Genomic DNA, 20,496 nt, shown 5'->3' on the forward strand with positions numbered 1-20,496 from the left:
TTGAAGGGTTCTGGAAGGATTGCCGCATGGGACTTTTCAGCCGACGGAGCAGCCAGGACACGGACAATGTTGCCCTCGCCGCAGCGCGGGGCCAACTGTCTCCCGATGACGTGGACCAGATCCGCTTCCTGATCACCACGAAGAAGGCAGTGCTCGCGGTCAAGCTGATCCGCGACCGCACCGGACTGGACCTGAAGCAGTCCAAGGAACTGGTCGACGACATCCGCCTCGGCCGCTACGTGCCGCCCACCACCGGTACGCCGCTGGTACGCCGACCGGGTACCAACCTGGCCGAACGCACCCGCGCCCTCAAGGCCGCCGGTGAGCTCCACCAGGCCACCGCCCTGGTCGTCTCCGAGACCGGCATGACCGAGATGGAAGCCGGCCTCTTCGTCGGCGCCCTCCGCGCCGACGCCCAGGACATCTAACCCGCCGGGCTCCAGTGCGGGTCGCGGCCGAAGGCAGCGAGGAGCTGGTCGGCCGGGTCGGTGAAGCCTTCGAGGCGGGGGCCGATCATGCCGACCTTGCGGTACATGTCCTCGCGTTCTGCGAACCATGAAGCGACGTCGGCGACCAGGTCGGGCTTGAGGCGGGGTTGCGCGCCGATCGCGACCGCCAGGTCCCAGCCGTGGATCAGGTGGTCGGCCGCGAGTTGGCGCAGGTATTCGTCCGGGTCCTCGTCGCCGTACGACAGATGCACCTTGTCGACGGTCCTGGCCGCCGCGGCGGTCGCCTCGCGGGCCGCGGCAGCCGCAGTACCTGCCGGATCGTCCCCGAGCAGGTCACCGTCGAAGGCGTCGCCGACCTCCGCGATCGTCCTGCCCTCCATCAGCGGTACGGTCCAGCGCTCCTCGCCGACCACGTGGTTCACCAGCGTCCGGACGTCCCAGTCCGAGCACGGTGTCGGCTCCGCCCACTGGTTCTCTGCGACTTCTGCGGCCAGCTCAGCGAAGTCCGTGACAGTGCGGTTGTGCAGCTCTACGACATCCATCGCCCGCACCCCCTCCCAGCGTCAGCGTCCGCCCGGCCGGGCTGGACGTCAACCGCCGAGCTGGAGTTGCTGTGCGGCCTCGTGGGCGTGGTGCGACGCGGTCAGGTCGCCGGCGGCCGCAAGCAGGTCGCCGTGGTGCCGGTAGCAGGACCCGGCCAGGTCCTTCATCGTCTCGTTGTCGTCGGTGAACGGGATCAGCGCGGTCGCGACCTCCGCGCACCAGCCGCCCAGGTCGAGCGCCATCTCGGTCCGGCCGGCCTGGTAGTACGCCTCGGACACGTCCAGCAGGAGCTGCGCCCAGATCGGCACATACGTGCTGGTCTCGTACCGCATCCGGTGCGACTCGCGCTCCGACGAGATCGCGAACAGGTAGTGCGCCTCGAGCCCCAGCGTCAACGCCGCGTCCGCGTCCTGCGTCAGCAGCGGCCGCACGAGCTCCGCCAGCTCGGTCGCACGTACGGCGGCCGACTCCGGGTCCGTCCGGCCCGAGACCGTCGCCAGCGTCATCCCCGGCGCCGGCTCGCTCAACGCCAGCAGCCGGTGGTATTGCTCGTACGGCCCCAGCTTGATCTCCGCGTTCTCCAGCGCAGCGACCAGCGTCAACGGCAGCCCACGGTCCAGCTCCTCGACCACCCGGACCGCCGTCTCGCCATCGGTGTCGTACGCCGTCCGCAGGCACGCTTCGCCCTCGAGCCGGCCGATGATGCCGAGGTGCTTCCCCTTCCGGACGAGGGCGGCGACCAGGGTGCGCATGTCGGTCGTCGAGTCCGAGTCGGCGAGCGTGTCGGCTGTCGTCAGCCCGATCTCGTCCGCCTCGAGCGCGAGGTCGAGTCGTCCTTCGGCGGCGTGGACGTCGGCCGACACGGCGGTCGCTGTACAGAGGTAGCGCGCGTACGACAATGACTGTGGGCTCTCGTTGATCTGGTCCGCTAGCTGCAGGAACAGCTGGGTCGCCGCGTCCGCGGATGCCACTGCCAGCGCGGGGTCGCCGTACCGGCGCAGGATCAGGGCGTTCATCGCGAGCACCCGGGCGAAGTCGGGCTGGTGCTTCAGCCCGTCCGCGCCGCCGACCAGCTGGCCGTACGCGATCACCGCGCCGTCCATCTCCAGTACTGCGGTGGCGCCGTGACCGCGATGCGCCTGCGTCATCGCGCGCCGGGCGCGGATGTCGGCGAGGAAGCTGGTCGCATCCAGCACGCCGGCATCCTGCAGCTCGGTGTAGCCGAGCTGGGCCTCGTGCAGCGCGACCAGGGCCTCCTCGTGCCGGCCCGATGCGTTCAGTGAGCCGGCCAGCTCGTACTGGGTCGCGGCCATCAGATGCTTGGCCTCGTAGTGGTTCGGAGACCCTTCGGCCCGCTCCCTGGCCAGCTCGATGACCCGCTGCTGGTACGGCCCGGCCTCGTCGGCCCGGCCTTCTTCGATCAGCACCTGGGCTGTCTGCAGCGCTTCGCCGAGCTCGTCCTCAGGGGGCGTCCAGAGCCCCCCGCTGTCCACCATCTTGACGTTCCACCCCTTCGCAGGCTTCAGCCGCTCAGCTTAATGGGGATCTGATACTGACACTGTCGATTACCGGCAGGTAGCCTAGGCAGATGAGCGAGCAGACGTCGATTCCCGCGGATCCGGAGCTCGATCCGACCGCGTCGTACGCGACCGATCAGTCGGTCATCCGCCGGTTGTCGGGGCTGCTGCGGGCGACGGCAGGTACGAGGACGTCGTACGCACCCGCCACCGGGCAGCCGATCGCGGATCTGCCGGTGTCGAGCGAGGACGACGTGGTCGCGGCGGTCCGGCTGGCCCGGAAGACGCAGCAGAGCTGGCGACGGGTGCCGCTCGCCGAGCGCGCCGCGATCCTGCTGCGGTACCACGACCTGGTCCTCGACCACCGGCACGAGCTGGTCGACCTGATCATCCGCGAGTCCGGCAAGGCGCGGAAGCAGGCGTTCGAGGAGCTCGCGCACGTCGCGCTGACCGCTCGGTACTACGGTCGCAAGGCGCAGGAACTGCTCGAGCCGCAGCGCAAGCTCGGCATCTTCCCGGTGCTGACCCGCGCCGAGGAGCGGTTCGTGCCGAAGGGTGTCGTCGGCATCATCTCGCCCTGGAACTACCCGCTGACGATGGCGATCAGCGACGGGCTGCCCGCGATCCTGGCCGGCAACACGGTCGTGCACAAGCCGGACAGCCAGACCCCGCTGACCGCACTCCGCGGGATCGAGCTGCTGTACGAAGCCGGCCTGCCGCGGGAGGCCTGGCTCGCGGTGAATGGTGACGGCCCGACCGTCGGCGGTGCCCTGATCCAGAACGCGGACTACATCTGCTTCACCGGCTCGACCAGGACCGGCCGGCTCGTCGCGAAGCAATGCGGCGAGCGGCTGATCGGCTGCAGCCTCGAGCTCGGCGGCAAGAACCCGATGCTCGTACTGCGTGACGCCGACATCCACCGTGCCGCCGAAGGCGCCGTACGCGCGTGCTTCGCGAACGCGGGCCAGCTGTGTGTCTCGATGGAGCGGCTGTACGTCGCCGACCAGGTGTACGACGCTTTCGTCACGGCCTTCGTCGACCGGGTGAAGAAGCTCCGCCTCTCGGCCGGCAGCGGCTGGGACGTCGACATGGGTTCGCTGATCTCGAAGGCGCAGCTGGAGACGGTCACCCGCCATGTCGAGGACGCCCGCGCGCAGGGCGCCACGGTGCTGGCCGGAGGCAAGCCGCGACCGGATATCGGGCCGCTGTTCTACGAGCCGACCGTGCTGTCCGGCGTCACGCCCGCGATGGAGTGCTTCGACAACGAGACCTTCGGGCCGGTCGTCTCGATCTACCGGTTCTCCGACGAGTCCGAGGCGATCCAGCGCGCGAACGAGGGCGAGTACGGCCTGAACGCGAGCGTCTGGACCCGCGACGGCCGCCGTGGTCGCGCGGTCGCCGCGCAGCTGATGGCCGGCACGGTCAACGTCAACGAGGGGTACGGCGCGACGTTCGGCTCGATCGACACACCGATGGGCGGCATGCGGTCGTCCGGCCTCGGCCGCCGCCAGGGCGTCGAAGGCATCCGCCGGTACGTCGAACCGCAGGCGATCGCCACCCAACGACTGATCCCGATCGCAGCCTCGCACGGCCTGTCCGACGAGAAGTTCGCCGAGCTGATGACCGGCGCGCTCCGGGTGCTGAAGAAGATCGGCCGCCCGTGAGTTTCGACTACGACGTCGTCATCGTCGGGTCCGGCTTCGGTGGGTCGGTGTCGGCGCTGCGGTTGACCGAGAAGGGCTACCGGGTCGCCGTACTCGAAGCCGGTGCGCGGTTCGAGGACACTACGTTCGCGAAGAACTCGTGGGACACCAAGCGGTTTCTGTTCGCGCCGAAGCTCGGCATGTACGGCATCCAGCGGATCAGCGCGCTGCGCGACGTGATCATCCTGTCCGGCGCCGGGGTCGGCGGCGGCAGCCTCGTCTACGCGAACACGCTGTACGAACCGCTGCCCGCGTTCTACGCCGACCGCCAGTGGGCGCACATCACCGACTGGAAGTCCGAGCTCGCGCCGTACTACGACCAGGCGAAGCGGATGCTCGGCGTCACGACGTACCCGGGCTTCACGCCCGCGGACAAGGTGATGAAGCAGGTCGCCGACGATCTGGGCGTGGGGGACACGTTCCACCCGACGCCGGTCGGCGTGTTCTTCGGTGAGGCGGGTGTCGAGGTCGACGACCCGTACTTCGGGGGCGCAGGCCCGCGTCGTACCGGCTGCATCGACTGCGGCGAGTGCATGACCGGCTGCCGCCACAACGCGAAGAACACGCTGACGAAGAACTACCTCTACCTGGCCGAGAAGTCCGGCGCGGAGGTCTACTCGCTGACCACCGTGACCTCGGTCGAGCCGCTGGCCGGCGGCGGGTACGCCGTTGACACCCGCCGTACCTCCAACAAGAAGCTCACCCGGCGCTTCACCGCGCAGCAAGTGATCTTCGCCGCGTCGGCTCTCGGTACGGCGAAGCTGCTGCACCGGCTGCGCGACGAGGGAAAGCTTCGCCAGCTGTCCGACCGGCTCGGCGTGCTGACCCGGACCAACTCGGAGTCGTTGCTCGGCGCGATCTCGAAGGACCGCGACGTCGACTACAGCCGCGGGGTCGCGATCACGTCGTCGTTCCATCCGGACGACATCACCCACATCGAGCCGGTCCGGTACGGCAAGGGCAGCAACGTGATGTCGCTGCTGCAGACCGTGCTGACCGACGGCGACGGGGACAAGCCGCGCTGGCGGACCTGGCTGCGGGAGCTCGGCGTACAGCGGAGGAACATCCGCAAGTTGTACGACCTCAAGCACTGGTCCGAGCGGACCGTGATCGCGCTGGTGATGCAGACCGCGGACAACTCGATCACGACGTACGGCAAGCGGGACCGGCTCGGCCGCTGGCGGCTGACGTCCAAGCAGGGCCACGGCGCCCCGAACCCGTCCTGGATCCCGGTCGCGAACCAGGTGGTCCGGCGGATGGCGAAGCTGATGAACGGTACGCCGGGCGGCACGATCGGCGAGCCGTTCAACGTGCCGATGACCGCACACTTCATCGGCGGCTGCGCGATCGGCGACTCGGCCGAGACCGGCGTGGTCGACCCGTACCACCGGGTCTACGGGTACGACGGTCTGCACATCGTCGACGGCTCGACGATCTCCGCGAACCTCGGCGTGAACCCGTCGCTGACGATCACCGCCCAGGCCGAGCGCGCATTGTCGTTCTGGCCGAACAAGGGCGGCGACGACCCGCGGCCGGCGATCGGTACGGCGTACCAGCGGGTGCAACCGGTGAAGCCGTCGAACCCGGTCGTCCCGGATGACGCACCCGGTGCGCTCCGGCTCCCGATCTTCCCGAAACAGTCCGTGACGAAGCCGTAACAAAACTGCGAGGAATACCTCAAAGGCAAATGAAAAAACCTCAGCAGTAACTTTGCTGAGGTTTTGGAAAAGCTTCAGAAAAGGGAGCAGGTCCCTCGGGAACGTTTCCGCCCAAATCGTTTCCCGAGGGACCCACTCAAGCCGGGGTGAGGCGCCCGGCGCTTTGGGATCGGGTCACCAACCATGGCTGGCGACCCGAGCTCTTGGTTACTACCTTACATCCGATTCCCAGCGCTTCGAGGCCTTGTGACCACTCTGCGTGCTGATCGTAATGATCAGCTTTTGTTGCTCCTGGTAATCAGGTGGCGGTCTTCCTTGCGGTAACCGCCTTCGTACACATCAACGAGCCCATCTACGGGGGGTTACGAGGTTCCGCAGAAATATCCAGATTCTTTTCCGGGGAGTGCGGAGAGTGGTCGTGAGGCACTTCGGTTCGAGGTGTTGCACGTGACGCCCGCCGCAGAACCGGCGTACCCGTCTGACCTACTCTGAGCCGACCGTTCTGATGAGGCAGGAGAAGGTATGAGCGACATCCTGGACGTGGCACGTGAGCAGGTTCTGGAGCAGGGCACGGGGCTGAGCCAGGAGCAGTTGGTCGAGGTTCTCAACGTTCCCGACGACCGGCTGCCCGAACTGCTCGCGCTCGCGCACGACGTCCGGGTGAAGTGGTGCGGCGAGGAGGTCGAGGTCGAGGGGATCATCTCGCTCAAGACCGGCGGCTGCCCCGAGGACTGCCACTTCTGCTCCCAGTCCGGTCAGTTCACCTCGCCGGTCCGGTCGGTCTGGCTGAACATCCCCGAGCTGGTCGAGGCCGCCAAGGAGACCGCGAAGACCGGCGCGACCGAGTTCTGCATCGTCGCCGCGGTGCGCGGACCGGACCAGCGGCTGATGAGCCAGGTGAAGGCCGGCATCGAGGCGATCAACGCCGAGGTCGACATCAACATCGCCTGCTCGCTCGGCATGCTCACCCAGGAGCAGGTCGACGAGCTGAAGTCCTGGGGCGTGCACCGGTACAACCACAACCTCGAGTCGGCCCGGTCGTACTTCGGCGACGTCGTCACCACACACTCGTTCGAGGAGCGCTGGGAGACCTGCCTGATGATCCGCGACTCGGGCATGGAGCTGTGCTGCGGCGGACTGGTCGGGATGGGCGAGACGCTCGACCAGCGTGCCGAGCTGGCCGCCCAGCTGGCCGAGCTCGACCCGCACGAGGTGCCGCTGAACTTCCTCAACCCCCGGCCCGGTACGCCGTTCGGCGACATGGAGGTCATGGACGGCAAGGACGCGCTGCGGACCATCGCCGCGTTCCGGCTCGCGATGCCGCGCACGGTCCTGCGGTACGCCGGTGGCCGCGAGCTGACCCTCGGCGATCTGGGTACGCGGGAGGGGCTGCTCGGCGGGATCAGCGCCGTGATCGTCGGCAACTACCTGACCACCCTGGGCCGCCCGGCGACGGCCGACCTCGACCTGCTCACCGAGCTGAAGATGCCGGTGAAAGAGCTGCAGAAGACGTTGTGACCGAGGTGTACTGCGGCCGCTGCGGCCTGGAGCTGACCGCCGGTGGGCACGACGACTGCGGCTGGGCGCTCGCGTTGGAGCCGCCGCGGTACTGCGCTGAGTGCCGCCGCCGGATGGTCGTCCAGGTCCACCCGATGGGCTGGTCGGCGCGCTGCTCGGTCCACGGTGAACTGACCTCGGGCTGAGCCCGGCTAGGCTGGTGGGCATGCCCGACGCCGTCCCTCGCCTGCTGGTCGCTCTGTACGGGCCGACCTCGGCCGGCAAGACCGCGGTGTCGGTCGACCTGTGTCTGCGGATCCAGGACGAGCTCGGGCTGCCGACGATGGTCGTCTCCGCCGACTCGCGGCAGGTCTATCGGTACATGGACATCGGCACCAGCAAGACCACGCCCGAAGAGATGCGCGGCATCCCGCACACGATGATCGACGTCACCGAGCCGGTGCGGAAGCTCGAGCTGGAGACGTTCGTCTCACAGGCGCGCGGGCACATGGAGGAGACCTGGTCGTCCGGCGGCGTGCCGGTGATCGTCGGCGGTACGAGTGTCTATGTCCGCTCGCTGCTGGAGGGCTGGGAGGTGGACGCGGTCGCCGAGGCGCGGAACGCGATCCGCCGCGACTTCCCGCGCAGCATGGCCGAGGACGCGTACGCCGTACTCACCCGGCTCGACCCGAAGGGCGCCGGGAAGATCCACGAGAACAACTACGACGCGATCGTGAACGCACTGGCACGGGCCATGGGCAACGATCCGGAACGGGCGGTCGCGCCGGCTACCCGGCAGGTCGTGTTGTCGGTCGATCGGTCCGCGAGCGAGATCGATGAGCGGGTTGCGGCGACGTACGACCGTCAGGTCGAGCTCGGACTGCGCGACGAGGTGCTCGGGTTGGACGAGCGGTACGACGTGATGTCGCAGTACCGGCGGTTGGGGCAGAAGTCGCCCAACCAGGTCGTCCACACGCACGGGTACACCGAGTGGTTCGACGTGGCGCTCGATCGGGGTAAGGCGGTCGAGAACCTGAACGACGCGGATCGCGACGAGGTCCGGAGCCGGGTCGTCGAGCGCATCCAGACCCACACCCGCCGGCAGCGCGCGGCCATCCCCAAACTGACCGGCGTCCGCCCGGCCCGCAACGCCAACGACGCCTTCAACGCGGTCAAGTCCGCCCTCGAAGCCCCGGCCGCACGGTCTACGCCAAGCAAGCCCGGCGGCTCCGGCAAGTCGGGTGCCGCACGCCGCAGCTCGGGCGACACCGCCGGCAAATCCGGCGGTGCCGCCGGCAGCGGTGGCAAGCACGGCGGTGGTAGATCGGGTCGCGGCGGCCAGGCCGGACGGCCCTCCAACCGCGGCTCCCGGCGCCGCTGACAACAGCAAGCCGGGGCAGACCGCACCGCGATCGCCCCGGCCACCGCGACCGTCCTTGCCGGACGGCCCGCAGCATCAGCCGCTGTTAGCGGCCGTTGCCCTTCTTCTTCTCGGCTTTCTTGGCTGCGGCTGCAGCCCGGCCGTTGGCGGTGTTCGGGTTGAGCTTCACCCGGCCGGCCTTGTGCGCCTTTCGGCCACCCTGGTCCTTCTGGCGCCGGGTCTGGCCTTCCTGGTGCGTCTGCTCGGTGGACGGACGCGCTCCCGAGGTGTGCTCGGCCTCGTTCTTCTTCTTGCCGTTGCTGTTGTTGTTGTTTGACCTACCGAAAGCCATGACTGTCCCATCCGTGCGAGCCGCGCCCACCGCGGCTTTCCGATGCTTGAGGTTGCGTTCAAGCTGACGTGGTTTGCGAAGAAGCAGACGCTGCGATCGGGTAGCCGGTTCCCTTCCCGTCGCAGCGTTGGAAACATAACTGCGCCAGGGGTTCATCTGTCGTTCAGCGCGGTGTGCTCCGGTGCCGGCGTGACCCGGACGATCAGCTAAAGTCCACGTGTGGTTAACGTCGCCGCCGTCAACGTGCTCACCGAGCTCGGTACGGCGAGGTGGTCGGCGCCGGATGCGATGGCGTTCGAGATCGCGCAGGAGGGTGTGCGGCAGGCGATCGGCTTCTATGCCAGGCCGATCACGGCCGAGGACGTCGCGGCCGATCCCGAGGTCGCGACGAGCCGGCGGACCGAACAGCAGGCCTGGGCGGCGCGCGGGCTGGAGCTCACCCCGCTGGACACGCGAGCGATCAAGCGGATCCGCAAAGAGGCCGACGACCTGCTCATCATCGACGACGAAGACGAAGACGATGATGACGACGTCGATGACGAAGCCGACGAAGCCGACGACGACGGTGCGGACGACGACCTCGTCGACGAGGACGAGAGTGACGAAGACGAGGACGACGACGGGACACTGGAGTAGTCGTGACGAGTCTGTGGGGGACCGGGTCGGCGGCCGACCGGGAGTTGCTGGATGCGGGGGAGAGTGCGCGGATCTTCCGCGACCTGATCGTGCCCGACCAGCTCGGCGGGAGCCGGCAGGAGCAGCCGGTGGTGGTGCTCGTCGGCGGTCAGCCGGGTGACGGCAAAGCCACGATCACGGCGCTGGTCGCCGCGATCCTGCGCCACCGCGGTCGTCCGATCATCCTCAACCCGGCCGCCTACGAGCCGTACCACCCACGCTTCTACCAGCCGATCACCGACGTACCGCCGACGCCGAGCGAGGACGTCGAGGCCGAGGGGCGGCGTTGGTACGCGATGGCCGAGGCGCACGTGCTCGAGCAGCGGTACGACGCGATCGTCGAGACCGAGCTCCTCGACCCGGACGCGTTCGCCGACTCGGCCCAGCGCTTCAAGGCCGCCGGGTACCAGGTCGAGGTCGCGATCCTCGCAGTACCTGAGGCCCTCAGCCGACTCGGCGTCCTCGAGCGTCACCTGCGCGGTCTGGAGGCGTACGGGTTCGCCCGGCTCGCACCGCAAAGCGTCCACGACGCCGGGTACGCCGGTGTACTGCGTGCCGCCGAGCTGATCGACGCGGGCGAGTGGACCGACCGGATCGCCGTACTGCGTCCGGACGGGCAGTTGCTGTACGGCAACCAGCGCACCGCCGACGGGCAGTGGCAGCGGCCGGTGCGGACCGCCGAGGCGATCACGTACGAGCGGGACCGGCCGTGGACCGTGGTGGAGTCGCGGAACTTCCTGGAGACCGCTTCGCAGGTCGCCCGGATCGGGCTGGCGGCGCCGGTGCAGTGGATTCGCGACGAGTCGGTCGAAGGCGGAAAGACGGTGACCGCGATGGCGCGGTCGCGGTTGCATCCGGACGCGGTGACGTTGCATATCGCAACGGCCGGCACGCAGCAGTAGGAGACGTCGCCCACATCCTGGCCACCCGCGACGCCGCCGACGGCGCCCAGCGATTACCGTGGTGGATCCTCAGGATGGAGGCGGGAGACGGTGTCACAGTCGGTCAATGGACTGCTACAGCAGGATTCGGCGCTGCTCTGGCATCCGTACTCGTCGCTCACCGAGCCGTCGCCGGTCAGGCTGGTCCGGGGCGCGTCCGGCGTGCGCCTGCAGTTGGACGACGGTGCCGGCGGGACGGTCGAGGCGATCGACGCGATGGCGTCCTGGTGGTGCATGATCCACGGCTACCGGAACCCGGTGCTCGACGCCGCGGTGAAGAGCCAGGTCGACGACTTCAGCCACGTGATGTTCGGCGGGCTCACCCACGAGCCGGCGATCCGGCTGGCCGAGCGGCTGGTCGAGATCACGCCTGCGCCGCTGCGGCATGTGTTCTTCTGCGACTCGGGCTCGGTCTCGGTCGAGGTCGCGATCAAGCTCGCCCTGCAGTACCAGGTTGCCCGCGGCAACAACGGCCGGACCCGGATGCTGACGGTCCGCGGCGGCTACCACGGCGACACCTTCGCCCCGATGAGCGTCTGCGACCCGGTCAACGGCATGCATTCGCTCTTCACCGGCGCACTGAAGGAACAAGTCTTCGGCCCACAGCCGCCCGCCGGTTTCGACCGCCCTGCCGACGATCCTGAGCTGCAGGCTTGGGCTGAGTCCGTCGCCGCGCTTGCCGAGCAACATTCGGACGAGATCGCCGCGATCATCGTCGAACCGATCCTCCAAGGCGCCGGCGGCATGTATCCGTACAGCCCTGCCTGCCTGCGAGTACTACGTGAGCTGGCAGACCGCCACGGCTTCCTCCTCATCCTCGACGAGATCGCCACCGGCTTCGGCCGCACCGGCACACTCTTCGCCTCCGAACACGCCTCCGTCGAGCCCGACATCCTCTGCGTCGGCAAGGCATTGACCGGCGGCTACCTCACGCTCGCAGCGATGCTCTGTACGACGGATGTCGCCCAGACCGTCTCGAACGGCCCGGGCGGCGCCTTGATGCACGGCCCGACCTTCATGGCGAACCCGCTCGCCTGCGCGGTCGCCTTGGCCTCGATCGATCTGCTGCTGTCCCAGGACTGGGCCGCGCGGGTGGGCGCGATTTCTGCTGGGCTGTCGTCGGGCCTGGCCGCGGCGCGCGAGTTGCCTGCGGTGAAGGACGTGCGCGTGCTCGGCGCGGTCGGCGTCGTACAACTCGGTGGGCCGGTGGATCTGCCGCGGATGACTGATGCGGCCTTGCGGCGTGGGGTGTGGGTGCGCCCGTTCCGCGACCTCGTCTACACGATGCCGCCGTACGTCTGCACCGACGAGGAGATCGCGATCATCGCGGCGGGGATCACCGGCGCGATCGAGGAGGCCGGCTGATGCTCGAGGACTGGCTCGCCCCGAAGGCGGCCGCGTTGGAGGCGCGGGGTCTCACCCGGCGGCTGCGTGCGCGCGACGCGGACGACGACCTGATCGACCTTGCAGGGAACGATTATCTGGGTCTCGCGCGTGATCCGCGCGTGATGACGGCCGCCGCTGACGCGGTGCGGATGTGGGGTTCTGGAGCAACGGCGTCGCGGCTTGTGACTGGTACGACGACCTTGCACGAGGAGCTCGAGTCCGCGCTGGCTGCCTATGTGGGTCAGGAGTCCGCGCTCGCGTTCTCGTCCGGGTACCTGGCCAACCTCGGCGTGGTCACCGCGCTCGGCGGCCCCGGAACTCTGCTCGTATCCGACGAACACATCCATGCGTCGCTGGTGGACGCGTGTCGGCTGGCACGGTCCCGCGTCGAGATCGTCCCGCACAACGACGTGGAAGCCGTTGAGAAGGTACTTGCCGAGCGCAACGAACCACACGCTGTTGTGATGACTGAGTCGGTGTTCAGTGTGCTGAGCGACGAAGCGCCGCTGACCGAGTTGGCAGCTGTTGCCGCTGCGCGTGGGGCCGTGCTGTTGGTTGACGAGGCCCACGGGCTGGGGGTCACCGGAGGCGGGCGCGGGTCGGTCCACGCCGCGGGGCTCGCCGGACTGGATCATGTGGTCGTCACGATGACGCTGTCGAAGTCGCTGGCCTCCCAGGGCGGGGTCGTCCTCGGGCCGCGGGTTCTGCGCGAGCACCTGATCAACCGCTCGCGCCCGTTCATCTACGACACCGGCCTGAACCCGGCCGCCTGCGCAGCCGCGCTGGCAGCGCTCGGCGTACTCGAGGCCGAGCCGGATCGTCCCGCTGCGGTTCACGCGGCGGCGGCTCGGCTGGCGGCGGCGTGCGACGTACCGCCGTCGTCGGGAGCGGTCGTGTCGGTCCCGATGCCCGGCCCGCAGCAGGCGGTCGAGGCAGCGGAGGTGTGCCGGCGCAACGGCGTACTCGTCGGCAGCTTCCGGCCGCCGTCTGTGCCTGATGGAGTCTCCCGGCTCCGTCTGACCGCCCACGCAGGTCTGTCCAGCGACGATCTCGACCGTGCGTGTGCGGTGATCGTCGACGCGATCGGGCAGGTCTCATGATCATCCTCGTCACCGGCACCGACACCGAGGTCGGCAAGACCATCACCACCGCCGCCTTGGCTGTCCGGGCCGTCGGGACGGTCGCTGTCGTCAAGCCGGCGCAGACCGGGGTCGGGCCGGACGAGCCGGGGGACCTCGACGACGTACACCGGCTGACCGGTCTGACCAAGCTGCACGAGGGCGTCCGCCTGCGCGATCCGTTGGCGCCGACCACGGCCGCGCGACGGCAGGGCGTCACGTTGCCGCCGGTCGCCGCCCACGCCAAGGCGATCGACCAGCTGACCCTGACGAACGACACCGTGCTGGTGGAGGGCGCCGGCGGCATCCTGGTCGGGTTGGATGCTGAGGGCAACAACCTTGCGGATCTTGCCGGGCAGCTGACGACACCGTTCTGTTTCGTGGTGGTCGCGCGGGCCGGCCTGGGGACGCTGAACCATGCCGGGCTGACCGTCGAGGCGCTGCGATCGCGAGGCCTGCCGATTGAAGGGCTCGTGATCGGCTCGTGGCCGGAGCAGCCGGACCTCGCCGAGGAGTGCAACCTGGCGGACCTGCCGGCGGTGACAGGAGTGCCGGTCATCGGCCGGATCCCCGCCGGCGCGGGATCGCTCGACCAGGAAGCCTTCAAGGCCGCGGTCCCGAGCTGGTTCGAGTGAGCGGTTGTCCGGCTCGGTACGACGAGGCGCTGGGCTACTGGGTTGTCGACGATCCGGCGTTGGCGCGGGAGGTGTTGCTGGATCCGGAGACGTTCCGGCCGGACAACGCCGTACTCGCACATACTCCGCTGTCGGTGAAGGCGTTGCGGGTGCTGTCGGGGGTCGGGTTCGCGCTGCCGCCGACGCTGGCGAACAACGCGGGTGAGTCGCACCGGCCGATCCGGGCTGCGGTTGCGCGGTTCTTCAGTCCGGCGCGGGTGGCTGCTGTTGAGCCGCTTGCGCGTGAGCTGACGTCTGCGCGGGTCGAGGCGGCGTCGGTGCGTCTCGCGGCCGGAGAGCAGGTGGACCTCGTGCACGCGATCGCGGCGGACCCGCCGGCGCTTGTGTTGCTCCACTTGCTCGGTGTCGCGGACGTCGACGTACCTGCGTTGAAGGCTTGGAGCCTGGACTCGCTCGAACTGTTCTGGGGCTGGCCGGACGAGGATCGGCAGCTGGAGCTGGCTCACAGTGCGGCCGAGTTCTACGCGTGGCTGCGGACTCGGACGACGGCTGCGCGGAAGACGCCCGGCGACGATCTGTTCGGGACGCTGGTCTCCCTCGGCCTGACTGATGAGGAAGTCTGCGCGGTCGGCTACTTCCTGCTGATAGCCGGCCAGGAAACCACCACCCAACTGATCTCCACCGCCTTCCACCGGTCCGTTGGTGAGCTGATCGAACCGGCTGGAGTTGTGGAGAAAGTGCTCCGGGAGGCTTCCTCCGTGCCGACTTGGCGGCGGGTTGCTGCTCGGCCGACTGTGATTGGAGAGGCGGAGGTGCCGGCGGGGGCGCCGGTTCTGCTTGGGTTGAGCGGGCATGGTGGGCCTGCCGATCTGGCCTTCGGGATCGGCATCCACCGGTGCCTCGGCGCCGGGCTTGCTCGGCTGGAGGCTCGGGTGGCGTTGGAGTGTGCTCGGGAACTGCTGGCCGGTGTGCGGCTGGTGGACGAGCCGCCGATGATCGACCTGCTCTCGTTCCGCGCGCCGAAGCGTCTCCTGGTTGTAACGGACGGTAACACCGGGGACAACTGACGTCGCTAGCGTCGCGCTCGTGAGTTCATCCTCCCGGTGCCGAGTGCGGCTGTGGTTCGGTCCGCACCAGATCTCCGACTACATCGGCGACCAGGCCGCCGCCACCCGCTACGAGGCAGCGATGCGACGCCGCTTCCCGGGCCTGGAGATCACCAGCGACCCGCTGCCGGTGACCGCCCGGCCTGCGGATTACAGCCCTGCTGACCTGCACCGATAGGCTTTGCGGGTGGCAGAGCATGAGTTGGTCCTGGTTGTCGACTTCGGAGCGCAGTACGCGCAGTTGATCGCGCGCCGCGTGCGCGAGGCGAAGGTGTACTCCGAGATCGTGCCGCACTCGATGCCGGTCGAGGAGATGCTGGCACGCGAGCCGAAGGCGATCATCCTGTCCGGCGGCCCGCAGTCGGTGTACGCCGAGGGCGCGCCGCGGGTCGAGACCGGGCTGTTCGAGGCCGGCGTACCGGCGTTCGGGATCTGCTACGGCTTCCAGGCGATGGCGCAGACGCTCGGCGGCGACGTACGCCGTACCGGCCTGCGCGAGTTCGGCCGTACGCCGGTCACCGTCAGCGAACCGGGCACGCTCCTCGCGGACATCCCCGAGGACCTGAACGTGTGGATGTCGCACGGCGACGCCGTCCACGCGCCGCCCGCCGGCTTCGCAGTACTGGCTGCGTCCGAGGGGGCGCCGGTCGCGGCGTTCGAGGACCTGGACCGGCGGCTGGCCGGCGTTCAGTGGCACCCGGAGGTCCTGCACTCGCAGGCCGGGCAGGCTGTGTTGGAGCACTTCCTCTACCAGATCGCCGGCTGCAAGGGCGACTGGACGACCACCAACGTCGTCGACGAGCAGGTCGAGTTGATCCGGCAGCAGGTCGGCGACAAGCAGGTGCTGTGCGCGCTGTCCGGCGGCGTCGACTCCGCGGTCGCGGCGGCCCTGGTGCACAAGGCGATCGGCGACCAGCTGACCTGTGTGTACGTCGACCACGGTCTGCAGCGGGCCGGCGAGTCCGAGCAGATCGAGAAGGACTTCGTCGCCGCGATCGGGATCCGGCTCGAGGCGATCGACGCCGAGGAGCAGTTCCTGTCCGCGCTGGCCGGGGTGACCGATCCGGAGCAGAAGCGGAAGATCGTCGGCCGGGAGTTCATCCGGACGTTCGAGGTGACCGCGCGCAAGGTGGACGCCGAGCGGCACATCGAGTTCCTGGTCCAGGGCACGCTCTACCCGGACGTGGTCGAGTCCGGCGGCGGCACCGGCGCGGCGAACATCAAGTCGCACCACAACGTCGGCGGTCTGCCCGACGACCTGCAGTTCAGCCTGATCGAGCCGCTGCGGACGCTGTTCAAGGACGAGGTCCGCGAGCTCGGCCTGGCGCTCGGCCTCCCGGAGACCATGGTCTACCGGCACCCGTTCCCGGGCCCCGGCCTGAGCATCCGGATCATCGGCGAGGTCACCCGCGAGCGGCTGGACATCCTCCGCGCGGCCGACCTGATCGCGCGGACCGAGCTGACCGCGGCCGGTCTCGACCGCGACATCTGGCAGTTCCCGGTGGTCCTGCTGGCCGACGTCCGGTCGGTCGGCGTCCAGGGCGACGGCCGCACGTACGGGCATCCCGTCGTACTGCGGCCGGTCACCAGCGAGGACGCGATGACCGCCGACTGGGCCCGCTTGCCGTACGACGTGATCGAGCGCATCTCGACCCGCATCACCAACGAAGTCGACGAGATCAACCGCGTAACCCTCGACGTCACGAGCAAGCCCCCGGGCACGATCGAGTGGGAGTAATTCGTCACAGCGGGTGAACCCTTCGGCTGTTACTGTCGAAGGGTCGCCTACTGACCACGGTGGGTGACTTCCTCGGGGGAGGGGGTCGTGGTGTTCCGCATTCATTTCGAATGCACGGACCTGGCCAGGACGACCATCGCGCAGCGGCCGGATCCGTTGTGGGAGGTCCTGCTGGGGCTCCATATTCTGCAAGGGGACGAGGAGCCGGAGCTCTTCGGGGCTTGGCGGGAGCGGGCGAGATCCCGCTTGAGCGCGCTCGAGCAGGAGCTGCTCGCGTTGACGCCGCCGGTCGGGTACTCGCCGGATTTCCTCACGCCGCGGGCGGCGGGGGACGGACTCGATGCCGGGTTGACCGCGGTCGCGGCGACACCCGCTGTTCAGCTGAGGTCGGAGTTGCGGCGGTTGTCGGACAGCGTCCGGCTGCCGGCCTGGACCCGGCGGCTCGCGACCGGTGACACGAAGGTGATGTCCCGGCTGGTGCATGGCCTGCGTTCGTTCCACCGGACCAAGATCGCGCCGCAGATGCCGATGATCGCGACCACGATCCAGCCGGCCGTTGCGCGGCACAACGACACCGTGGCCAGCAACGGGTTCGAGTCGCTGATCCCGGAGCTGCATCAGTCACTGCGCTGGGAGGCGCCGGTGCTCTCGGTGGACACGCCGCACATCGACCGCGACCTGTACCTGGAAGGCCGGGGGTTGCGGTTGGTGCCGTCGTTCTTCTGCTGGAAGTACCCGATGATGCTGCTCGACCCGACGCTGCCACCCGTGCTCGTTTACCCGGTGCGGCACGACCCTGGTGCGCCGGAGGTCGTCGTACGGCGTCCGGACCGCGATCGCGCCGTTGCCGATCTGCTGGGGAAGACGAGAGCGCTTGTGCTGAAGGGCATCTCGATCGGCGCGTGTTCGACCAGTGAGTTGGCGGCGCGCGTCGGGATCTCGATGGCGTCGGCCAGCGAACACGCGAGGATCCTGCACGACACGGGCCTCGTTACGACGCACCGAATCGGCAGCTCCGTCCGGCACAGTCTCAATCCGGTCGGCGCCGATGTTTTGTCGGGTATCCGCACCTGAAAGTTCGTTTGGAGTTCGTGACGGCGGCGTACCTTTCCGTTAGGGGAGGTGGGGGACATGGCTCTCACGGTGGGCACGTTCAACCTGAACAACCTGTTCGACCGGTGGAACTTCGAGGGTGCGGTCGACGTGCTGGCGAACGGGACCGGCTCGGTGCCGGCGACGTACACGTTCGACGACGAGCACCGGCGGCGGCTGCAGCTCGACGGGAACGGCAAGCTGCTGACAGCGAAGAAGCCCGAGGATACCAACCGGGTGGCGGAGCGGCTGCTCGCTCCGGACGTCGACGTCTGGATCGTGCAGGAGGTCGAGAACGTCGACGTACTGCGGGAGTTCAACCGTGACCACCTGAACGGCGCGTACCAGCACGTGATGGTGATCGACGGCAACGACTCGACGCGGTTCATCGACATCGGGCTGCTGTCGCGCCGGCCGATCGGCGGGGTGACGAGCTATCAGCGGACGTTCCATCCCGACGTACCGGATCGGCCGATCTTCTCGCGCGATCTGGTCGAGGCGGAGATCCTGGACGACCGCGGCCGGCGGATCCTGACGGTGTTCGGCACGCACCTGAAGTCGAAGTACGTCGATTTCAAGGTGCCGGACCAGGCTGCGGCCGAGGCGGCGGCGCAGCTGTTGCGGACGCAGCAGGCCGAAACCATCGTGCGGATCATGGCGTCGCGGATGAGCACGCGGCAGCGGTATCTGCTGTGCGGCGACATGAACGACACTCCGGACTCGCCCGCGCTGGTCGCCTACGAGAAGGCCGGGCTGGTCAGCGCGTTGACGGCGCCGACCGAGGTCGGGACTGTGCAGACGACGGTGGAGTTGCCGGCGAGCCCGGCGTGGACGTCGACGTTCAAGGAGTCCGGGCAGCCGCGGACGTTCGATCTGATCGACCAGATCTGGTTGTCGCCGGCGCTGGCGCCGCGGTTGACCGGTTCGTTCATCGGCCGTCGTCGCAAGCTGGCGCGGGACGGGACGGATCATGATCCCGCCTGGATCTCCCTTGATTTATAGGGGTTTCATGGCTTCGATGCCGTCGAGCAGGCGGTCGAGGCCGTAGCGGTACGAGTCGGCTGCGGTGGATTCGTAGCCGTTCGCATGCCAGATCGCGGTCATCGTGGGATGCCTGTCGACGTCGAAGTACGTCTCCCACAGGTCGTTCCGCTCGTACCACCAGGCGTCGTTGGTCTGCCCCGTGGCGCGCTCGACGAGTCGACTCTCGGCCTCGAGGTGGGCCGCGGAGTCGACGTACGTCGTGATCGCGAGTGCGGCCGTGTTCGTCTCGGTCGCGCTGAGGCCGAGGCCCATCACCGCGGACAGCAGGTACTCGCGGCCGGCCAGCATGCCCGGGCCGACCGGCGGGCGGATCGTCGAGACCTGCGACATCCAGAGGTGCTGCTGGAACATCGCGCGGGTCTGCTGCGAGTAGATCTCCACCTGCGCGCGCCAGTCGTCGGGGCGTGATGCACCTGGGCCGGGCAGCTCGCGTTCGACGAGCACCTGGTCGACCATCAGATCCAGCAACTCGTCCTTCGACGGCACGTACGTGTACAGCGTCATCGTGCCGACGCCGAGCTCCTTGGCGAGGCCGCCCATCGACGCCGCCGCGAGTCCTTGCTCGTCCGCCAGCCGGATGCCTGCCTGCACGACATCGTCCACGTTGAGCGACGGTCGCCGGCCCGCGCCGCGCTGCCTGGCAGGCTCGTTCGGTCCTGGCTCGGCCGTTGGGCGGCGGTGGTTTCGCCACAGCAACGCCAGCGTCTTGTCTGGCTGACCCTGACCGCTCCGGCGCTCGCTCACGTCGACAACGATAGGCGGTGGTTTGAATTCTCGTATACCCTACGAGAATTGTCGGCGAGAGGGGAGTGGCATGACGATCTTGGTGACAGGGGCGACCGGGAGCGTGGGGCGGTTGCTCGTGGACGAGTTGGTGTCGGCGGGTGCGGAGGTCAGGGCGCTGACCAACGATCCGGCCCGGGCGGCGTTGCCGGACGAGGTGGACATCGCTCGCGGGTACCTCGGCAGGCCTTCGACGCTTCCGGCTGCGTTGGCCGGCATCGACACGGTCTACCTCGCGCCGCTTCCGGCGTACGTCGACGACTTCGTCCGCTGTGCTCAGCATGCCGGCGTACGGCGGGTCGTCGTACTGTCCGGGGAGCCGGCCGAGTATGAGGCGCAGGGGGATCCGTCGGCGTGGCACTACTACTGGATCGAGCGCGCGATCGAGGCGGGCGGCTTCGACTGGACGTTCCTGCGACCGGGCCAGTTCATGAACAACACGCTCGGCTGGGCACCGTCGATCAAGGCCGAGAGCGTCGTACGAGCGCCGTACGCCGGGGCTGTGCAGACGCCGATCGACCTCGGGGACATCGCCGCTGTGGCGCGGGTGGTGCTGCTGTCGGAACGCTTCAACGGCCAGAAGATCATGATGAGTGGGCCGGAGGCGCTTACGCCGCCGGAGGAAGTCGAACAGATTGCGGAGGCGATCGGGCGCGAGGTGCGCTTCATCGAACAGACGCCGCAGGAATACCTCGACGAACTTGCGCCAGCGATCGGACTGGAGACGGCGCAGTGGTTGCTCGATGGCTTCCGCATGATGGCGGAGTGGCCGATGAAGCCCGAGCCGGCGGTGCCCGAGCTCATCGGCCGGCCCGCGCTGACGTACCGCGAATGGGCGCTCGCCAACGCCGACGCCTTTCGCTGACTTGCTTGCAAGCTCGAACATGTGTTCGACTATA

Annotated in this window: 21 protein-coding genes; 17 read left to right on the forward strand and 4 right to left on the reverse strand. The window is 68.6% G+C overall.

Annotated features, from left to right (window positions below):
• The first annotated feature begins 26 nt into the window (after positions 1–26).
• Positions 27–428: a hypothetical protein gene (locus tag FDA38_RS36470; protein ID WP_137258736.1), complete on the forward strand. Its 402-nt coding sequence runs from the start codon at positions 27–29 to the stop codon at positions 426–428.
• Here the strand turns inward: FDA38_RS36470 and FDA38_RS36475 are convergent.
• Complete coding sequence (locus tag FDA38_RS36475) at positions 425–991, reverse strand: TIGR03086 family metal-binding protein (protein WP_137258737.1); 567 nt, start codon at positions 989–991, stop codon at positions 425–427. The genes FDA38_RS36470 and FDA38_RS36475 overlap by 4 nt on opposite strands.
• A gap of 48 nt (positions 992–1,039) precedes the next feature.
• Positions 1,040–2,488: a hypothetical protein gene (locus FDA38_RS36480; RefSeq protein WP_137258738.1), complete on the reverse strand. Its 1,449-nt coding sequence runs from the start codon at positions 2,486–2,488 to the stop codon at positions 1,040–1,042.
• A gap of 92 nt (positions 2,489–2,580) precedes the next feature.
• On the opposite strand from FDA38_RS36480, the gene FDA38_RS36485 reads away from it, so the two are divergent.
• The 5 genes from FDA38_RS36485 to FDA38_RS36505 all read left to right on the forward strand — a co-directional run bounded on the left by FDA38_RS36485 (position 2,581) and on the right by FDA38_RS36505 (position 8,748).
• A complete protein-coding gene (locus FDA38_RS36485) occupies positions 2,581–4,173 on the forward strand; it encodes a succinic semialdehyde dehydrogenase (protein WP_137258739.1) in 1,593 nt (530 codons plus the stop codon).
• Complete coding sequence (locus FDA38_RS36490) at positions 4,170–5,870, forward strand: GMC oxidoreductase (RefSeq protein WP_137258740.1); 1,701 nt, start codon at positions 4,170–4,172, stop codon at positions 5,868–5,870. The genes FDA38_RS36485 and FDA38_RS36490 overlap by 4 nt, the downstream gene beginning before the upstream one ends.
• A 522-nt stretch (positions 5,871–6,392) precedes the next feature.
• A complete protein-coding gene (gene bioB, locus FDA38_RS36495; RefSeq protein ID WP_137258741.1) occupies positions 6,393–7,388 on the forward strand; it encodes a biotin synthase BioB in 996 nt (331 codons plus the stop codon).
• Complete coding sequence (bsaP, locus tag FDA38_RS36500; RefSeq protein WP_137258742.1) at positions 7,385–7,573, forward strand: biotin synthase auxiliary protein BsaP; 189 nt, start codon at positions 7,385–7,387, stop codon at positions 7,571–7,573. The genes bioB and bsaP overlap by 4 nt, the downstream gene beginning before the upstream one ends.
• Positions 7,574–7,593: 20 nt before the next feature.
• Positions 7,594–8,748 (forward strand): tRNA (adenosine(37)-N6)-dimethylallyltransferase, encoded by a 1,155-nt coding sequence (locus FDA38_RS36505; RefSeq protein WP_137258743.1) that lies wholly within the window; start codon positions 7,594–7,596, stop codon positions 8,746–8,748.
• Between the two features lie 85 nt (positions 8,749–8,833).
• Here the strand turns inward: FDA38_RS36505 and FDA38_RS36510 are convergent, their stop codons facing one another.
• Positions 8,834–9,079, reverse strand: a complete 246-nt coding sequence (locus FDA38_RS36510) for a hypothetical protein (RefSeq protein ID WP_137258744.1) — start codon at positions 9,077–9,079, stop codon at positions 8,834–8,836.
• A 219-nt stretch (positions 9,080–9,298) separates the two neighbouring features.
• On the opposite strand from FDA38_RS36510, the gene FDA38_RS36515 reads away from it, so the two are divergent.
• The 10 genes from FDA38_RS36515 (at position 9,299) to FDA38_RS36560 (ending at position 18,772) form a co-directional block, all read left to right on the forward strand.
• Positions 9,299–9,715, forward strand: coding sequence for a hypothetical protein (locus FDA38_RS36515; protein WP_137258745.1), 417 nt, complete (start codon positions 9,299–9,301; stop codon positions 9,713–9,715).
• A 2-nt stretch (positions 9,716–9,717) separates the two neighbouring features.
• Positions 9,718–10,656 carry a zeta toxin family protein gene (locus FDA38_RS36520; protein ID WP_137258746.1) on the forward strand — a complete coding sequence of 313 codons (939 nt, stop codon included), beginning with the start codon at positions 9,718–9,720 and terminating at the stop codon, positions 10,654–10,656.
• Positions 10,657–10,788: 132 nt separating this feature from the next.
• Positions 10,789–12,060: an adenosylmethionine--8-amino-7-oxononanoate transaminase gene (gene bioA / locus FDA38_RS36525; RefSeq protein WP_456073114.1), complete on the forward strand. Its 1,272-nt coding sequence runs from the start codon at positions 10,789–10,791 to the stop codon at positions 12,058–12,060.
• Positions 12,060–13,181 carry an 8-amino-7-oxononanoate synthase gene (locus FDA38_RS36530; protein WP_137258748.1) on the forward strand — a complete coding sequence of 374 codons (1,122 nt, stop codon included), beginning with the start codon at positions 12,060–12,062 and terminating at the stop codon, positions 13,179–13,181. Before bioA ends, FDA38_RS36530 begins: the two co-directional genes overlap by 1 nt.
• Positions 13,178–13,834, forward strand: a complete 657-nt coding sequence (gene bioD, locus FDA38_RS36535; RefSeq protein ID WP_137258749.1) for a dethiobiotin synthase — start codon at positions 13,178–13,180, stop codon at positions 13,832–13,834. The genes FDA38_RS36530 and bioD overlap by 4 nt, the downstream gene beginning before the upstream one ends.
• Positions 13,831–14,901 carry a cytochrome P450 gene (locus tag FDA38_RS36540; protein ID WP_202878010.1) on the forward strand — a complete coding sequence of 357 codons (1,071 nt, stop codon included), beginning with the start codon at positions 13,831–13,833 and terminating at the stop codon, positions 14,899–14,901. The genes bioD and FDA38_RS36540 overlap by 4 nt, the downstream gene beginning before the upstream one ends.
• Positions 14,902–14,920: 19 nt before the next feature.
• A complete protein-coding gene (locus FDA38_RS36545; RefSeq protein ID WP_137258750.1) occupies positions 14,921–15,118 on the forward strand; it encodes a hypothetical protein in 198 nt (65 codons plus the stop codon).
• Between the two features lie 9 nt (positions 15,119–15,127).
• Positions 15,128–16,678, forward strand: coding sequence for a glutamine-hydrolyzing GMP synthase (gene guaA / locus FDA38_RS36550; protein WP_137258751.1), 1,551 nt, complete (start codon positions 15,128–15,130; stop codon positions 16,676–16,678).
• Between the two features lie 87 nt (positions 16,679–16,765).
• The gene (locus FDA38_RS36555; protein ID WP_137258752.1) at positions 16,766–17,752 is read left to right on the forward strand and encodes an ArsR/SmtB family transcription factor; all 987 of its coding nucleotides are present in this window, start codon (positions 16,766–16,768) and stop codon (positions 17,750–17,752) included.
• 57 nt (positions 17,753–17,809) lie between these two features.
• Complete coding sequence (locus tag FDA38_RS36560; RefSeq protein ID WP_137258753.1) at positions 17,810–18,772, forward strand: endonuclease/exonuclease/phosphatase family protein; 963 nt, start codon at positions 17,810–17,812, stop codon at positions 18,770–18,772.
• Here the strand turns inward: FDA38_RS36560 and FDA38_RS36565 are convergent.
• On the reverse strand, positions 18,767–19,558 hold the full coding sequence (locus FDA38_RS36565) for a TetR/AcrR family transcriptional regulator (RefSeq protein ID WP_137258754.1): 792 nt from the start codon (positions 19,556–19,558) through the stop codon (positions 18,767–18,769). The two genes, FDA38_RS36560 and FDA38_RS36565, sit on opposite strands and share 6 nt — an antisense overlap.
• Positions 19,559–19,628: 70 nt before the next feature.
• Between FDA38_RS36565 and FDA38_RS36570 the strand changes: the two genes are divergently transcribed.
• The gene (locus FDA38_RS36570; protein WP_137258755.1) at positions 19,629–20,462 is read left to right on the forward strand and encodes an NmrA family NAD(P)-binding protein; all 834 of its coding nucleotides are present in this window, start codon (positions 19,629–19,631) and stop codon (positions 20,460–20,462) included.
• Positions 20,463–20,496 lie beyond the last annotated feature (34 nt).

Origin of the sequence: Kribbella jiaozuonensis (assembly GCF_005233875.1) — a bacterium.
Classification (GTDB): Bacteria; Actinomycetota; Actinomycetes; order Propionibacteriales; family Kribbellaceae; genus Kribbella; species Kribbella jiaozuonensis.

Excerpts from the sequence above, each read along its gene's own strand:
- FDA38_RS36470 (WP_137258736.1), top strand. The coding sequence starts at position 27 with ATGGGACTTTTCAGCCGACGGAGCAGCCAGGACACGGACAATGTTGCC.
- FDA38_RS36475 (WP_137258737.1), bottom strand. The coding sequence starts at position 991 with ATGGATGTCGTAGAGCTGCACAACCGCACTGTCACGGACTTCGCTGAG.
- FDA38_RS36480 (WP_137258738.1), bottom strand. The coding sequence starts at position 2,488 with ATGGTGGACAGCGGGGGGCTCTGGACGCCCCCTGAGGACGAGCTCGGC.
- FDA38_RS36485 (WP_137258739.1), top strand. The coding sequence starts at position 2,581 with ATGAGCGAGCAGACGTCGATTCCCGCGGATCCGGAGCTCGATCCGACC.
- bioB (WP_137258741.1), top strand. The coding sequence starts at position 6,393 with ATGAGCGACATCCTGGACGTGGCACGTGAGCAGGTTCTGGAGCAGGGC.
- FDA38_RS36505 (WP_137258743.1), top strand. The coding sequence starts at position 7,594 with ATGCCCGACGCCGTCCCTCGCCTGCTGGTCGCTCTGTACGGGCCGACC.
- FDA38_RS36510 (WP_137258744.1), bottom strand. The coding sequence starts at position 9,079 with ATGGCTTTCGGTAGGTCAAACAACAACAACAGCAACGGCAAGAAGAAG.
- FDA38_RS36530 (WP_137258748.1), top strand. The coding sequence starts at position 12,060 with ATGCTCGAGGACTGGCTCGCCCCGAAGGCGGCCGCGTTGGAGGCGCGG.
- bioD (WP_137258749.1), top strand. The coding sequence starts at position 13,178 with ATGATCATCCTCGTCACCGGCACCGACACCGAGGTCGGCAAGACCATC.
- FDA38_RS36560 (WP_137258753.1), top strand. The coding sequence starts at position 17,810 with ATGGCTCTCACGGTGGGCACGTTCAACCTGAACAACCTGTTCGACCGG.
- FDA38_RS36570 (WP_137258755.1), top strand. The coding sequence starts at position 19,629 with ATGACGATCTTGGTGACAGGGGCGACCGGGAGCGTGGGGCGGTTGCTC.